This is a genomic window from Methanoregula sp. (assembly GCF_023227875.1).
GTDB lineage: Archaea > Halobacteriota > Methanomicrobia > Methanomicrobiales > Methanospirillaceae > Methanoregula.
In genome coordinates this window covers 16,404-30,595 of the sequence record NZ_JALOCH010000011.1, presented here as the reverse complement: position 1 = coordinate 30,595, position 14,192 = coordinate 16,404, and the positions used below count along the sequence as shown (strand labels likewise).

Annotated in this window: 19 protein-coding genes, 2 tRNA genes and 1 other RNA gene; 10 read left to right on the top strand and 12 right to left on the bottom strand. The window is 56.9% G+C overall.

Annotated features, from left to right (window positions below; genetic code table 11):
- Positions 1–5 precede the first annotated feature (5 nt).
- Both map and M0R30_RS11360 read right to left on the bottom strand, forming a co-directional pair.
- The gene (gene map, locus M0R30_RS11365) at positions 6–881 is read right to left on the bottom strand and encodes a type II methionyl aminopeptidase (RefSeq protein ID WP_292546947.1); all 876 of its coding nucleotides are present in this window, start codon (positions 879–881) and stop codon (positions 6–8) included.
- Positions 878–2,005, bottom strand: a complete 1,128-nt coding sequence (locus M0R30_RS11360) for a Xaa-Pro peptidase family protein (RefSeq protein WP_292546945.1) — start codon at positions 2,003–2,005, stop codon at positions 878–880. The genes map and M0R30_RS11360 overlap by 4 nt, the downstream gene beginning before the upstream one ends.
- Positions 2,006–2,066: 61 nt before the next feature.
- Here M0R30_RS11360 and M0R30_RS11355 point away from each other — a divergent pair, with 61 nt between their 5' ends.
- The 7 genes from M0R30_RS11355 (at position 2,067) to M0R30_RS11325 (ending at position 5,408) form a co-directional block, all read left to right on the top strand.
- Positions 2,067–2,333 (top strand): hypothetical protein, encoded by a 267-nt coding sequence (locus tag M0R30_RS11355; protein WP_292546944.1) that lies wholly within the window; start codon positions 2,067–2,069, stop codon positions 2,331–2,333.
- Positions 2,334–2,360: 27 nt separating this feature from the next.
- Entirely contained in the window at positions 2,361–2,648 is a 288-nt protein-coding gene (locus M0R30_RS11350) for a hypothetical protein (RefSeq protein WP_292546942.1), read from the top strand.
- A 101-nt stretch (positions 2,649–2,749) separates the two neighbouring features.
- Positions 2,750–2,822, top strand: a tRNA-Asn gene (locus M0R30_RS11345).
- Positions 2,823–2,827: 5 nt separating this feature from the next.
- Positions 2,828–2,902: transfer RNA gene (locus M0R30_RS11340), tRNA-Ile, on the top strand.
- A 106-nt stretch (positions 2,903–3,008) separates the two neighbouring features.
- Complete coding sequence (locus tag M0R30_RS11335; RefSeq protein ID WP_292546940.1) at positions 3,009–4,040, top strand: hypothetical protein; 1,032 nt, start codon at positions 3,009–3,011, stop codon at positions 4,038–4,040.
- A gap of 86 nt (positions 4,041–4,126) precedes the next feature.
- Positions 4,127–4,437, top strand: an RNA gene (gene ffs, locus M0R30_RS11330) — signal recognition particle sRNA.
- Positions 4,438–4,448: 11 nt separating this feature from the next.
- On the top strand, positions 4,449–5,408 hold the full coding sequence (locus M0R30_RS11325; protein ID WP_292546938.1) for a malate dehydrogenase: 960 nt from the start codon (positions 4,449–4,451) through the stop codon (positions 5,406–5,408).
- 57 nt (positions 5,409–5,465) lie between these two features.
- On the opposite strand, the gene M0R30_RS11320 is transcribed toward M0R30_RS11325, so the two are convergent.
- The 3 genes from M0R30_RS11320 to M0R30_RS11310 are packed head-to-tail and all read right to left on the bottom strand — an operon-like array spanning position 5,466 to position 6,548.
- Positions 5,466–5,723 (bottom strand): elongation factor 1-beta, encoded by a 258-nt coding sequence (locus M0R30_RS11320; RefSeq protein ID WP_292546936.1) that lies wholly within the window; start codon positions 5,721–5,723, stop codon positions 5,466–5,468.
- A 3-nt stretch (positions 5,724–5,726) separates the two neighbouring features.
- Positions 5,727–5,888 (bottom strand): zinc finger domain-containing protein, encoded by a 162-nt coding sequence (locus M0R30_RS11315; protein WP_292546934.1) that lies wholly within the window; start codon positions 5,886–5,888, stop codon positions 5,727–5,729.
- Positions 5,889–5,930: 42 nt separating this feature from the next.
- On the bottom strand, positions 5,931–6,548 hold the full coding sequence (locus tag M0R30_RS11310) for a uridylate kinase (RefSeq protein WP_292546932.1): 618 nt from the start codon (positions 6,546–6,548) through the stop codon (positions 5,931–5,933).
- Between the two features lie 62 nt (positions 6,549–6,610).
- On the opposite strand from M0R30_RS11310, the gene M0R30_RS11305 reads away from it, so the two are divergent.
- Entirely contained in the window at positions 6,611–8,284 is a 1,674-nt protein-coding gene (locus M0R30_RS11305) for a phospholipase D-like domain-containing protein (RefSeq protein ID WP_292546930.1), read from the top strand.
- Positions 8,285–8,346: 62 nt separating this feature from the next.
- On the opposite strand, the gene M0R30_RS11300 is transcribed toward M0R30_RS11305, so the two are convergent.
- On the bottom strand, positions 8,347–8,655 hold the full coding sequence (locus M0R30_RS11300; protein ID WP_292546928.1) for a helix-turn-helix domain-containing protein: 309 nt from the start codon (positions 8,653–8,655) through the stop codon (positions 8,347–8,349).
- The gene (locus M0R30_RS11295) at positions 8,652–8,897 is read right to left on the bottom strand and encodes a winged helix-turn-helix transcriptional regulator (protein WP_292546926.1); all 246 of its coding nucleotides are present in this window, start codon (positions 8,895–8,897) and stop codon (positions 8,652–8,654) included. The genes M0R30_RS11300 and M0R30_RS11295 overlap by 4 nt, the downstream gene beginning before the upstream one ends.
- Positions 8,898–8,968: 71 nt before the next feature.
- Here M0R30_RS11295 and M0R30_RS11290 point away from each other — a divergent pair, with 71 nt between their 5' ends.
- On the top strand, positions 8,969–9,340 hold the full coding sequence (locus tag M0R30_RS11290) for a hypothetical protein (RefSeq protein WP_292546924.1): 372 nt from the start codon (positions 8,969–8,971) through the stop codon (positions 9,338–9,340).
- A 97-nt stretch (positions 9,341–9,437) separates the two neighbouring features.
- On the opposite strand, the gene M0R30_RS11285 is transcribed toward M0R30_RS11290, so the two are convergent.
- The 3 genes from M0R30_RS11285 to nadX form a co-directional block, all read right to left on the bottom strand.
- Positions 9,438–10,013, bottom strand: a complete 576-nt coding sequence (locus M0R30_RS11285; protein ID WP_292546922.1) for a HEAT repeat domain-containing protein — start codon at positions 10,011–10,013, stop codon at positions 9,438–9,440.
- 123 nt (positions 10,014–10,136) lie between these two features.
- Positions 10,137–10,985 (bottom strand): carboxylating nicotinate-nucleotide diphosphorylase, encoded by an 849-nt coding sequence (gene nadC, locus M0R30_RS11280; RefSeq protein WP_366513130.1) that lies wholly within the window; start codon positions 10,983–10,985, stop codon positions 10,137–10,139.
- Positions 10,986–11,006: 21 nt separating this feature from the next.
- The gene (gene nadX, locus M0R30_RS11275) at positions 11,007–11,765 is read right to left on the bottom strand and encodes an aspartate dehydrogenase (RefSeq protein ID WP_292546921.1); all 759 of its coding nucleotides are present in this window, start codon (positions 11,763–11,765) and stop codon (positions 11,007–11,009) included.
- 94 nt (positions 11,766–11,859) lie between these two features.
- Here nadX and M0R30_RS11270 point away from each other — a divergent pair, with 94 nt between their 5' ends.
- Entirely contained in the window at positions 11,860–13,161 is a 1,302-nt protein-coding gene (locus tag M0R30_RS11270; RefSeq protein WP_292546919.1) for a MiaB/RimO family radical SAM methylthiotransferase, read from the top strand.
- 27 nt (positions 13,162–13,188) lie between these two features.
- Here M0R30_RS11270 and M0R30_RS11265 read toward each other — a convergent pair whose 3' ends face one another.
- Both M0R30_RS11265 and M0R30_RS11260 read right to left on the bottom strand, forming a co-directional pair.
- Positions 13,189–13,470, bottom strand: coding sequence for a hypothetical protein (locus M0R30_RS11265; RefSeq protein ID WP_292546917.1), 282 nt, complete (start codon positions 13,468–13,470; stop codon positions 13,189–13,191).
- Entirely contained in the window at positions 13,467–14,117 is a 651-nt protein-coding gene (locus M0R30_RS11260; protein ID WP_292546915.1) for an energy-coupling factor ABC transporter permease, read from the bottom strand. The genes M0R30_RS11265 and M0R30_RS11260 overlap by 4 nt, the downstream gene beginning before the upstream one ends.
- Positions 14,118–14,192: the final 75 nt, after the last annotated feature.

Sequence of the window (14,192 nt, the reverse complement as noted above, 5' to 3'; positions counted from 1 at the left end):
GCTTCTCATCGTGTGGTGACGATGCAGCCATCGCCTGTTACGATGAGGGTGTGCTCGTGCTGGGAGACGAGGGAACCTGCAATATCGGAGAGGACCGGGTAGGCATGCAGGGTACCGGACCTGACCAGTGCCGGGAGTGCGAGGTCGAGTTTTCGCTCGCCGAGCCAGCGGCGGGAGAACGGCAGTCCCTGGCGGTCGCGGATCTTCTCAAGGATCGTGCGGCCCGCCGGAATGCGGACGGGGCGGTCCGAGATCTGGGAGTAGATCTCCATCCGTGATTTCTCCCCTACGCGACCACACCCCGTTGTTGCGAATGGTTCGATGGCAAAGACCATCCCTTCTTCAATCACGGCCCCCCCTCCCGTACCGATATTGGGGATGGTTGGCGGGCCGTGCTGGAGGTACTGGCCCAGCCCGTGGCCGGTGAGGTTGGCGATCGGGCGGTACCCCCGGCTCTCGATCTCTTTCTGGACAGCGGCCCCGAGCGCTCCTGCGTTAACACCAGGCTTTACTGCCCGTATGGCGGCCTCCAGTGCTTCTGAGGAGGCATCGAGGAGCAGGGAGTTGTTCCCGAGGTCAACGGTGGTTGCCGTGTCCGCGATGTACCCGTCGATCTGCACGCCGAGGTCGAGCTTGGCGACGTCACCCTTCCGGAAGACCCGCTCGTCCCCCGGAGCTGCGGTGTCGTGTGCAGCGTCCTCGTTTAAGGAAAGGTTGAGCGGGAATGCAAGGGCTGCTCCCTCGTCTTTCACGCGGGTTTCAATCGACTCGACCAGTTCGAGGTAAGAAACCCCGACACGAATCTCCTTTGCCCCGTCTTTCAGGATCCGTGAGGCAAGGGTGCCTGCCGTGCGGTACTTGTCAAACACATCGTCCTTCACAGGACCAGCTCCTCAGGGTATGTCGTAAAATTGTCAAAGCCCCGTGCGGTGACCGCCCCGATATCTTCGAGCCGGACCCCGCCGGTGCCGGGATAGTAGAGTCCCGGTTCGACCGTGATCACGTTGCCGGCAACGAGCGCTTTACCCGCCGGTCCCACGGTCGGGAGCTCGTGGATCTGCAGACCTACACCGTGCCCGAGGTTGTGGACAAATCCCCGTGTGTCGCTCTCGTACCCCTGCCCGGCAAAAAAATCGACAACGGCCTGGTACACCTCCGCTCCCGTAACTTTTGGTTTGATGAGTGAGATCGCGAGCTGTTTTGCATTGCGCAGGGTATCATACATCTCGCGGATCTCATCCGTCGGTTCACCTTTGACCACCGTGCGGGTCATGTCGGCATAATACCCGCTCGCCTCTTCAACCGGGAAGAGGTCGATGATGATCGGTTCGTCCGCGTGGAGGGGGCCTGTACCGGTCATGTGGGGAATTGCCGTCTCCTTTCCGCACGAGACGATCGTGTCGACCGCGGTGCAGCCACAGGAGAGCAGGTGGCTGTGCATCGTGAACTTCACCTGCTCTGCAGTCAGGGGCGTGCCTTTGCTGTAAAGGATCCCTTTCCTTACGGTAGATTTTTTGATCAGCGCAACGCCGAGCCCGAGCGCAGTCTCGGTCACGTTCTGGACGCGCCGCATTGCCACGATCTCCGCCTTTGTCTTCTTCGCCCGCATGGACATGACCGTCCCGTTGTCAACCAGGACCGTGCAGTACTTTTCGAGTGCACGGGTGAGCCCGGTCGGGAACTGGGGCGGGACGAGGATCTTCTTTCCTGCCTGCCCTGCGATCATCTTCGCGGTTGCCCGGAGGGGGTCTTTCTCCTTTTTCAGGATATCCGGAAGACCCGCCCCGGTCCGGGTCATGACTGCTGCCGGTGACTCGCGGGACGCGCGCAGCACCTCCATCTGGGAGATGATGATCGTGCCTTTTTCACCCGGCTTCCTGAAATAGACGAACGGGTCGCTCGTGGTAAACCTCGTCAGGTACCGCATATCGGCGTCACGCGAGGAGGCATACATAACGTAGGCATCCGCCCCGTTCTCCTTTATCGCATCGGAAAGTGGATCCATCTGTCCATACTATATGCGGTGAAACGTCAAGTACTTTTATTCCGGAGGTGACATTGAAGCAATGGACGCAAATGCCAAAGACCAGTTCCGGTGGAAATTCTACCACCTCGCTGTGGAGCTGAATATCATCATCCTGCTTGTCGCCGTATCCGTCCTCATATTTTTTATCCTGCCGGGGCGGCTGGAGAGTTACCGGATTCCTCTCATTGCGGTCATGCTGATCGTTGCCGGTATCCTCTCTCTTGATTTCCGGAAACGGTACACTCAGACAAAGGCATGGCTTCATGAGCAACCGGATAAAAGTGATGATGAGGAAACCGTGGGGTAATACCGCTCGGAACGGGAGGGGAAGCGCATGCTCGAAAAGATGAAGGACGAGATTGAACTGGTCATCCGCCACCTTGAGGTGGCACGTGCCGTGGCTGACCACCAGCCAATCGGGATTATGAAACTCTCCGAGCTGCTTGACCTGCCCTCCCACCGCATACGGTATTCCCTCCACGTGCTGGAGCAGCTGGGCTATATCCGTGCCTCTCCCGATGGTGCCGTGGCGACCACCCGGACCGTTGAACTGTTTGCCCACCAGAACGAGGATCTGGACGAACTTATCCGGATGCTCGAAACGATGAAGCGGGACGAATAGAACGGCGGTTTTTCGTAAGGGAAGAATCTCCTCCGCCTTCACGACCTCATAGTTACCTTTAAAAGTACTCAGAAAGAATCTATTAGGACGCGAAGACGCGTGCCTCCCTAACTCAGTTGGTAGAGTGTCGGACTGTTAATCCGAATGTCACAGGTTCGAGCCCTGTGGGGGGCGTTTAGGGGCCCGTAGCTCAGTCCGGTTAGAGCGCCCGGCTCATAACCGGGCGGTCATGGGTTCGAATCCCTTCGGGCCCACTGCCTGTTTTTGATTCTTTTTCCCACAGGTCGTCGTTTCCGTCGCCCGTCTCCGTGCAGCACGATTTGAAAACCTTTGTATCGGGGGACTTTCATAGGAAGCAACATGAAGTGTCCCGTGTGTGCAATGGACTGCGTGAAGTCCGCAAAGGACATCCTTGCCACGCTGCCCACCATGTTCCTGCCGTGCGCAGAGTGCAGCATGCGGACACTGGACAAGCGCATGCCCCTGCCGTCGCCCGCGTACGGGGAGCCCTGTTCCTGCGGCAAACGGTTCATCGATGAAGTGTTCGCCCACATCTGGGTGGTCATGGTCGAAGAAGGGGACTTGAAAGCGACGGACCCGCTGATCGCGGCGGGATCTCCCCTCATTCACCCCGGGTTTGCGATGGACAGGCCCCCGTTCCTGCCGGAAAAATCCCTTGTCCTCCTCTCCCCGCGGGTAACAAAAAAGACCGCGGAACGTCTCGTGCGTGAGATCCCCGAGCTGCGGGGGGTGGTCAGGACCGGCGATTTTGTCCCGGGGATTGCCACGGCCGGCCTTGACTCGGTCCCGAAGGTGTACGAGCTCCTTGCCGGTTGCGACGTACGGGCAGATGTGTTTCCGCTTGCCACCGGCCCGCTGGTGATGTACAAGCAACAGTCGCTCGTCCATATCGAGTTCCCCCGGGCCGGCTACCCGAAGATCCGGTCCGTGCAGCAGCACGTGGGAACACCCCCGGTGCCATACTTCATCGATGCCTGTTCCGGCGTGGGCACGCTGGGCCTTACTGCCGCATGCCTTGGTGTCCCCCGGGTGGTGATGAACGATGCCTGGTATGCCTCGGCGTTCTGGTCCGCCTTCAATCTTGAAGTGAACCGGGAGTACCTGTCCATCAGCCGCGTGAGGATCTTCGAGCAGCTCCATGACATGGCAAAACACCCGGTGGTCCGGGAACCCGTGAAGATCGCGGAGACCGAAGGGGCGCAGGTCATCGAGGTGTACCAGGGTGATTTCCGTGAACTCGCGTCCGTCCTCCGGCCAGGATCGTCCCCGCTGACGGCCCTTGATATTTTTGAAAAGAAGGACAAGGTTGCGGCCGGGAAGATCCAGAGGGAATGGCAGGAACGGGTTGGTGGCGAGGTGTTTATCCCGTGAACGCCCTCTTTTTGATAGTGATCCAAACAGGCTCGCTTTTTCCTGCGCAGGGTAACAAGCCTTTATTGACCGGTGTACAAAAGTATATGGGGACTAGCCCGGGTGGCTCGGCGTCACTTGTAACCCGAAACCGTCGGTACGCGGGGGGCGAAGTTTGACCGAGGCTGCAACGGCCTTTGGGATCCTGTGCGTTCTGACGTTGAAACCTCGTCCCATGAGGTCGATGGACAGAAATCAAAATTCCGGAGGGAATGGCGATCTGTTGCTGCGGGGACCGGTTCAGGCCCGGAAGGGAGCAGACTTACCGCAGACATCCGGCGCCCATGGGGTAACGGGGCGGAGGATGAATGCTTTGGTGAACAGAGAAACGTACAGTCGACCGAGAACACGTCCCCATTTACGATTACTATGGCAAAAGTGACCATTATCGGTGCAACGGGCAATGTCGGCATGTTTGCCGCCCACGCAATTTCGGATATTCCGCACGTGAATGAGATCCTCCTCTATGGGCGGGAAGGTCGGGAATCGATCCTCCAGGGTATTACCCAGGACCTTGGCGACTCTTTTGCTGCGCGGGGAACCGATACCCGGGTCAACTGGACGACCGACCTGAACGATGGTGTCGGCTCGGATATTTTCATTATCATAGCAGGGGTATCGCGCAAAGCAGGACAGGACCGTCTTGATCTGGCGCTCGAAAATGCACGCATCGTTGCCCCGATTGCCGAAACAATTGGCAGGATTGCACCTGATTCCAAGATATTTGTTGTCACAAACCCTGTCGATGTCATGACCAGCGTTGCCCTGAGATACTCGAAAATGAAACCAAGCCGGGTCTTTGGTCTCGGGACGCACCTGGACTCGATGCGCCTTAAATCCTTAATTGCTTCTTACTTCCATGTCCATGTCAGCGAGGTACATACCCGTATTATCGGGGAACATGGCGACAGTCTCGTGCCGCTCTGGTCTGCAACAACGATTGGGGGTATCAAGATCTCGAACCTGCCGGAATTTGCGCACTTACCGGTCAAGGAGTTCATCGAATCTGTGAAGTGCAGTGGCCACCGGATTATCCAGAACAAAGGCTCTACGATATACGGCCCCGGTGAAGCTATTGCAACTCTCGTACGGACCGTCCTGTCCGACGAAAACCGTATCCTGACCGTGTCTGCATTCATCCATGAGGAAGTGCATAGTATCGGTAATGTCTGCATCGGGGTACCAGCCCGCATCAACCATGACGGCATCTTCCCGATCACCATCAGGCTTGATGAGTCGGAAGTGATCGCGTTCCGCGAATCCGTAGAAAAGATCCGTAACAGTACCGATGCGGTAATCAAGGCGCTGGAAAAAGAACGGCAGCAGTAATCCGGATCGGATAAGAAAATCTGAAAGAATCAGAAAAAAGAAACGGCCTGACAGGATTTATGTCAGGGTCACTTCTACAATCTCTGCCCGCTCGACACCGGGTATTGCACCGATTGTCTTTTCGAGCGTATCCGTCTCGCCACCGGCATCGTTGACGATGGCGGCGAACTTGATCGCCTTGAGGCCAAAGCCGATTGGCTCTTCCTGGATATCCTGAATGCCGGGCAATTTCTCTTTGAGTGCTGATTTCAGCTGCTCGAGGTTCACCTCAGGTGACTCGGGCATGACCCTCATGATGACTGCGACACTTCCCATGTTTTACGGTCCCCCGAATCCGCACTTGGGGCAGGTATAGGGGATACTCTGCTCACGGCACCGGTAGCACCGGCTGATCTCAACACCGCACGCGGGGCAACCGAATTCCGTTGCGCCCTCATCTGCAAGCGGAGCGTTGCAGGACGTACACTTTTTATCTGTCATTTGGCTCCTCCAAGGATTCCTATAGTATCTCTTTTGGTACCTTTAAAAGGTTGTACTGATGCGCGTGCCCGGGACCGGGTCGCCATGGAGGTATCCGGCAAGAAATTCCGGGCGCGACCCGTTGAGAATAAAGGTATCCACCTTTTTTTCAAGGACGTAAGGGATCAGCAACGGGTCAACGACATCTGTCTCACTAGGGGCAGTCACCTGTTTTTTTAAGATGGCTCCATCGCGTATGCCGTCCACGGATTTGAGGAGAAGGAGGTCGAGGTGCAGTTCCGCTGCCACCCATGCCGCAATGGTATCGGAGGTGACATCCCACGAGTGGGGGAGGGGGTCCCGCTCCCGCAGGGTGCGGCCCGGGAGAACGATAACGGTCTGGTCAGGAACCGCGAGCTGGTCTGTGACGGGAAGTCCGAAAGAGGCAACATACCGGCCATACATGTCCATTGCCACGATCGCTTCCCAGTGTGCGGTCTCATCGTCAAGCCCGGCCTGCCGCACGGCATTGGCAAAGGGACCCCCTCCGGGGACGATGAGCAGGGGGCGATCGGATGACCTGAGGAGCGGGACGATGTCAGGCACGCTGCTGTACAGGCTCCCCCCGAGTTTCACTACAAGGGGAGTACAACATGGTCCTGGGGAGTCATGTTTTTTCATGATCATATCATTATGAAAATATTTCATATATTATATACAGTACGGGAACAAACATTTTTTCCATGCAAAGGCTCCCGGTCCTGGTCGTCCTCCTGGTACTCGTTGTGGTGCATACGGGGGCGGCTTCCCCGGTACGGATCACCGAGTTCTGCCCGGATCCTTATCTTCATGATGATGCTGACGAGTATATTGTCCTTTCCGGGGAGGGTCCGCTGGACGGGATCGCGGTAACGGACGGGAAGGGCGGGTTCCGGTTCCCGCCCGGTGCGGCCATATACGGGAATCTCACGATTGCCCGGAGCGGGACCGCATTTGCGCAGAGCCACGGGAGGTCCCCGGATTACGAATCGCTGGATACCTCTCCTGACATACCGGATGTGGTCAATGGCAAACCCCTCCGCATGGCCAATACCGGCGACTCGCTTATGCTGTATCAGGACGGGCAGCTCGTCCAGACCATCACGTGGCCCGGTACCGTCAGGGCGCGCGAAGGGCAGGTGCATATCCTCAAAGGCGATGTGTGGGACCCGCGCCCTCTTATGCTCGGGCAGTCACGTTTCGGGCCCGCGGAATTTAAGGATGTGACCGTGACAGCGTTTGTGTCTCCCGACTGTTCAGATGATGTGTTTGCTGCAGTGATTGGCAACGCCTCGCAGGAGATCCTGCTCAATGTCTATGAATTTTCAAGCCCGTCAATGGCAGACTCGCTTGCCCGTGCCCGGGCCCGGGGTGTTGGGGTATTGGTGTTAATTGAAGGTGGGCCGGTGGGGGGAATCGGGGAGGATGAGAAGGCGGCGCTGTGGCAGGTGAACCGGAGCGGTATTCCTGTATACGCGATGGTATCGTCAGAGTCCGCACACGCCCCTTACCGCTACGACCATGCGAAGTACGTGGTGGTTGACCGCAGGGCCGTCCTCGTGGTGAGTGAAAATTTCAAGTACAGCGGGTTTGCTCCGGAGGGGATGACCGGCAACCGTGGGTGGGGCGTTGTCCTGTCAGACCCTGCTACGGCATCCTATTTTGCGACCGTGTTTACCACCGATATGCAGAGTCCTTCGGTCGTGCCCTACTATGGCGAACCGGGCGGGAATGAGACACTGCCAGTGGAAAAACGTGCAACGGAATTTTCTCCGCAGACGTTTGAGGGAGCGGTGATCCGCCCGGTCCTGGCGCCGGATACCAGTAGTGAGGTATCTGATCTGATCCGCTCCGCGACAACCAGCATCGATATTGAGGAAGCGTACATCACGAACGAGACCCGGCTCACGCTGAACCCGTATCTCTCCGAGGCGATCAATGCTTCCCGGCACGGGGTCCGGGTCCGCGTCCTGCTGGACTCATACTGGTATAACGTTGAGGGGAAGAATGACAACGATGAGATGGTCGCCCTGATCAACACCATCGCATCAACGGAACACCTCCCGCTCGAAGCGCGCTGTGCGGATCTCAGGACAAACCAGATCGAGAAGATCCATAACAAGGGGGTGATCGTTGACGGAAAACGGGTCCTTGTCAGTAGCATCAACTGGAACAGCAATTCCCCCCATTTCAACCGGGAGGCAGGTGTCATAATCGACCATCCCGGGGTTGCCGGATATTTCCTCGCGGTGTTCGAGGACGACTGGGACCCCGCGGTCAGGTCACCGGGAACAGGGACGGACGTTTTGAAGATCGCAGTCGCTGTGCTGGTCATTTTATTGCTGGTGGGGTACTGGTGGTATCGCCGGAAACGGTGAGCCTCTGCTGAGCTCCTGAGAAACCAACCGGAAAACGCGATCGTGAGAAAAGAGTCAGGAATTCAATGGTTCTTTTTTGCGCACTGGCATACATCGCAGAGGTTGATGTCGCTCTCTCCGGTCACTACGGCAAGTGCCCACCTGTCGATCATGAGGTCCATTTCTGTTGAAATCTCGACCTCTCCTGCACCCCGCTTCCTGCTCATGTACTGGGAGACTGCTGCCCGGGTAACGCCAAGCCGTTTTGCCGCATCGCTCTGGCTCAGTCCCTGCTTCTGCACCAGCCGGACGACCATCTCGGCCCTCATAGGCGGCAGGAGGTTCCTGACCATGGTATCGCAGTGCATCAGGGTACAGCAATGTTTCGTCATGCGGATGCTGTCTGGGGCTTCGTTGTCTGGGCAGTCTTGTTCTGGTAGATGATCTGGCGTGCATCGCGGAAGTTGAACTTCTCGATAATGAGTCCGCGCTCCTTAAGTTTCTTCAGGGCATAACGCACGGTCCTTGGAGCGAGGTGGCTTTTCTGGACGAGATCCTTGTGGGTCATCGCACCGCCCGTCTCCAGTATCTGGAATACCGTCCTCGATGAGGGGGGGAGAGTTAACGTTTGCATGGTAATAATGTTAACAGCGTTAACATATCAACCTATCGATCATTTATACTTCTGCTTTTATACAATCTGGTATGCTCTGGCGACAGGAACGCATTGCCCTGGTCCTGCTGGTGGGAGTTGCCGTAACGGTTATCGCAGCTCATGCGGTCATCAGCATGATCGGCAAGCAACCATTTGCCCGGCCGTTCTCGGAAAATTCCATGGATGGCGAGCTGGTGGCCGTGGAAGGGATGGTTGGCCGGGCAACGCTCATAGAGAACGGCGGGCACCTTGCCCTCATAGTAAACAACATCACGCTCTTCGTCCCGGCAACCGCAGCGCAGGACCTAATCGTGCATAAGGGCGATACGATTCTGGCGTATGGGATTGTCCAGACCTATCGCGGAAAGAAGGAGATTGTCATCAGTTCTGCTGAGGATATCTGCATCACAACAATCCCATGATCACGTATCATCTGCCTTTCTCTGAACCCCTCTTCGGATGCGGGCAGAAAAACAGGGATTTATAGTATACCTGGATATCAGCAGGTTTTGCGGTCGTTTATTGTGCGGTTTTTACCGGCACAGCTTTAATCTGCGACAGTGCTTTCTCTGCGGCGTCCCTGACATTTCCGTCAGGATCATTGAGCGCATCAGTCAGGCCGGCAACTGCCCGACAGTCACCAATCGAACCAAGGGCCCATGCCGCTTCTTTCCGCACTCGTTTTTTCCCGTCTTTTAAGAGAACGAGAAGCTGGTCTACCGCCCGCGGGTCTTTGAGTTTCCCGAGACCCCAGGCGGCTCCGGCCCTCAGCCATTTGTCGTCCGATGTCGTTGCATCGAGAAGGGGCTCGAGCGCCCGTATGTCGCCAATCTGCCCGAGTGATTTGGCGGCGAGCCACTGGACGTCCACATACGGATCTTTCAGGGCTTCGATGAGCGGACCGACCGCCTCGGTGTCGCGTTCCGTCCCCAGCATCTCTGCCGCATGCCAGCGGAAATGGAGGGTCTTGTCTTTCAGCAGGGCGATCAGGCCACGGACGCGGCGCTTCCGCTTCTCTTCGATTATCGCCGGATCAGGTTCGATACGTTCAGGTGACTCGTCCGCTGCCGGAAAGGGTATCTCCGCATCCGTCATTCCAGTTCCCCGTAGCCTCCCATTGGGGATACCCTGTCATTAACTTTTTCACTGGTGTTTTTGCCCGGCCATGACAATATTCAGAAATAGATGAACTCGTAAAGAGCCCCTTATTAAAAGAGATTATTCTTTACCTGCTTTTACCGGCTGGATCTCAAGGCTCAGTGAAAAATTTTTCACGGTGTGCGTAAGTGCACCCATGCTGATCACATCGACCCCGCAGGCTGCATACCTGCGGAGCGAGTCCTCAGTAATCCCCCCGGAAATTTCAATGGTGACCCGGTCCCGGAGCGCTTTCCCGTTCAGGACTGCGATGGTCTCCTGAACCTGTGCGGGTGTCATATTGTCGAGCATGATGATGTCTGCACCGGCATCTGCGGCATTCACTGCGTCCTCGGCAGACTCGACTTCGACTTCAATCTTTTTGTACGCTGAATGGTCCCGGGCCGCACGCAGGGCTTCATCCAGCGGCACGAGGGCGAGGTGGTTGTCCTTGATCAGGATGCCGTCGCTCAGGTTCATGCGGTGGGGGTCGCCGCCCCCGATCTGCACGGCCTTCTTGTCGAGCCTGCGGAACCCGGGGCTGGTTTTGCGGGTCCCCGCCACCCGGCAGGAGGCATTTTCTGCCCGGACGATCGCCACCATCTTCGCGGTCCGGGTGGCGATGCCGCTCATTCTGCCGAGGATATTGAGGGCGGTCCGTTCCACGAGGAGGACCTTCTTGGCCCTGCCGGTAAGTGAAAGGACCACGTCTCCGCTCTTCACGGTATCTCCGTCGTTTTTCCGGAAGGTAATGGTGACACCGAAATGGGTGAAGAGTGCGACTGCTTCTTCGACACCGGCAAGGATCCCGTCCTGCTCAGTCCGGATCACTGCAGTGCAGTGGACGTCGGGGATGATCGCATCGGAGGTGACATCGCCAGCAGGAGTATCTTCTTTGAGATATTGCAACAGTTCGTCAAGGTCTGTCACACGTATTCCCCCGATTGGCCCTCATGTCCCGACAATGATCGGGTCTTCTATCTCTTCCAGCAGCGAGAGGACGGAGAGGGCGGCAAGGTAACTGGTTGCAGGATTGTCCGGGCTGGGCATGTTGGTCACGCGGATATAGGTCTCACCAAAATCGCCTTCGATAAAGAGCTCGTGCACGTTCTGGTCTACTGCCGGGTCGACAATGAGCTCGACATCGGTGTCCATCCCTGCTGCGAGGCTCATCGCAACAGACACATTCACATTCTTGGGGTAAGACTTGATGCACTCGTTGGCCTTGCCGAAAAAGATCTGCTTGCGTTCTTTTGCCTCGATGCCAAGTGATGCCGGGCTCTTCGTGGTCCGGAGCAGCAGTTTCTTAATCGTTGAAATCCGGCCGATCTTGAGATTGTCGAGGCCGAAGATCGCGCCGCTTGGGATATAGATCTTCCTGCCGTTCTCCCGTGCTTTCGTACGGATTGTTTCCCTGAATCCCGCATCGGTCAGGGCCCCGACACTCATGACCACCATGTCCTTACGGTGGGAGAGGACTTCGGGGGCGTACCGTTTTACCGCGCTGACCGAGGCCGCTTCGACAACGATGTCGAAGTCGGCATTGATAAAGGAATCAAAATCCTCGTATACGGTTGCGCCCGAGATAGAGGCGATCTCGCCCGCCCGTGCAAAAACCTGGTCGAAAACTGCGGAGATCGTGAAACTCCCGGCATGACGTGCAATGATATGCCCGATATTGCCGCAGCCAAGCAGCCCGATCCTCATCATGGTAAACAGGTTATGGGTGCAATCGGTTAAGTGTTGTGTTCGGAAATATCTAGTGTACCTGCCGTGAATATAGCATCAGCGAGTAGCATAACCCATGAACCAGAATCCACCTGAAACGATCGAGCGCAAACTCCTGCCCGGCAGAGACCCCGGTTGCGATGGCGTCCCCGCGGGGGGAGTGCTGGCCGCACTCTGCAACAAGCGGGTGTTCATCGAGACCTACGGGTGCCGGTATAACTTTGGGGATTCTGCTAAATTGTCTGAGGTTCTCAAACACCGGGGATGCACGCTGGTGGATTCACCGGACGGGGCCGATGCGGTCATTGTGAACACCTGTACTGTTGTCGGGCCAACAGAACGGAGGATGCTGCGCCGGCTCTCTGCGCTGGGTGACCGTGAACTCTATGTCACCGGCTGTATGCCGGCGGTCCAGCGGGAGGCGATCCTTTCCGTCTGCGATCCCGTCATTATCGCGCCGGGTGCCATCCGGGAATGGTATCGTGACGTCGGGACCGTATCGGGAGGGAGCGTGGGGATTGTCCAGATTGCTCAGGGGTGTAACGGCGCCTGCACATACTGCATCACCCGCTTTGCCCGCGGGCCGTTGCGCAGCTTTCCCCAGGTAGAGATCCTGCAGCAGGTCCGGGCTTTTGCCGCTGCCGGAACAGTGGAGATCCAGTTCACTGCGCAGGATGTGAGTTCGTACGGACAGGATACCGGGTATTCGCTTGCCAGCCTGCTCACCCGTGCAGGAGATGTGTCTGGGAATTATCGTATACGGGTCGGTATGATGAACCCGGCAACCGTGATGAAGGACCTCGACGCGATTGTTGACGCCTTTTCCGGGGACAGGATATTCAGGTTCATCCACCTGCCGGTCCAGTCCGGATCAGACGAGGTACTGGAACGGATGGGGAGACGGTATTCCGTGGAAGACTTCTGTGAAATCGTTGCCGCGTTCCGGAAAAGGTTCCCGGATATCACCGTTGCGACCGACATGATCGTTGGTTTCTGCGGTGAAACCGATGAGGACTTCGCGGCCTCGCTCGGCCTCGTCCGCCGTATCCGGCCAAACAAGGTGAATGTGACCCGGTATTCCTGCCGCCCGTTCACCTCCCTGTTAAAAGAGAAAGACTTCCCCGACTCGGTCAAGAAGGACCGGTCGCGGCTCCTGCTTGCCTGTGCCGAAGAAGTGTATGCTGACGTAAACTCGGCATGTCTTGGAAAAGAGGTCCCGTTTATCGTCACCGAAACGGTCAGGAAAGGATCGGTTATGGCCCGCTCTCCCATGTACCAGGGCATTGTCATCAACGAAGACCTGCCGTGCGGATACGAGGGACGAGCCGTCCTTAAAAAGGACCGGAAGTATTTTTTCATCGGGGAACGGGTCTCCTGAATCCCGGATAAAAAAACGAGTGCCGATTTACAGGTGATAATGCCGGTATGCTGCAATACATAGTGCCGCAAGTACCGCGAGCACCAGCATGTACAGCATCATGTTGCCTTCGACGGCAAACCCTGCGAGGCCTCCGTCTTCCTCCTCTTCTTCGGCTTCGCCCGGGGTAATACCGGCAGCCGCATTAAAACGCTCCTCGATACCCATCGGCCCCGTTGCAGCATATGCGGCGAAAGCGCTGATGAGTACGATGAGAGCAATCAGGCAGAAAATGATGAGTCCTTTCTTCTCCTGCAATACATCCTTCATGGATGGTTTTCCCCCAGGATATCGGGCCGGATTTTTCCGATGTATCGCACAACAAGGCCGGTGATGAGTGCCTCGATAACGGCGACACCCATGTTCACGGCCATGATCAGGGTGAGGCCGGCCAGGATTTGGGAGGACGACTGGGTGACCCCCTGGATACCGGAGATGAGGATGATCGCCACCATCATGAGGTTGCCGCAGAAGAGCCCGGCAAAGGTGGCAATCCCCGCCCGGGAAAAGAGGTCCGGGATAAGCCTTCTTATCCCCCGGAAGATGATGTATGCAACGATTACTTCACTCAGGTTTACCAGCACGTTTGCCCCGACAAGCCCCCATCCCCCGTGACCGATCGCCGCGGAGAGGATATTAATGACGAGGACAACAAGGGTGCCAAGGACCGGCCCTGCGAGGATACCGATTAGCGGTGTCAGGTTCAGGTGCACGCCGCCAAAGAGGGGGATATTGATCTGGAATACGGCAAATGCAGCTGCAGTGATGAACGCGGCGATGGTGATCAGTTTCTGGTTATTCCGGCCAGGCGATCGCAGGAACCAGAGCGCTGCCCCGATGCATGCAAGGGCAATGATCCACCAGATCAGCACCCATACGAGCGTGAACGATCCGTCTTCAAGATGAATGTGTGCCATGATGAATCTCTACCCATAAAACCCGTACCGGGTTGTATGTTCATCCATTATTGAGGGGAGCATAAAAACGTAATG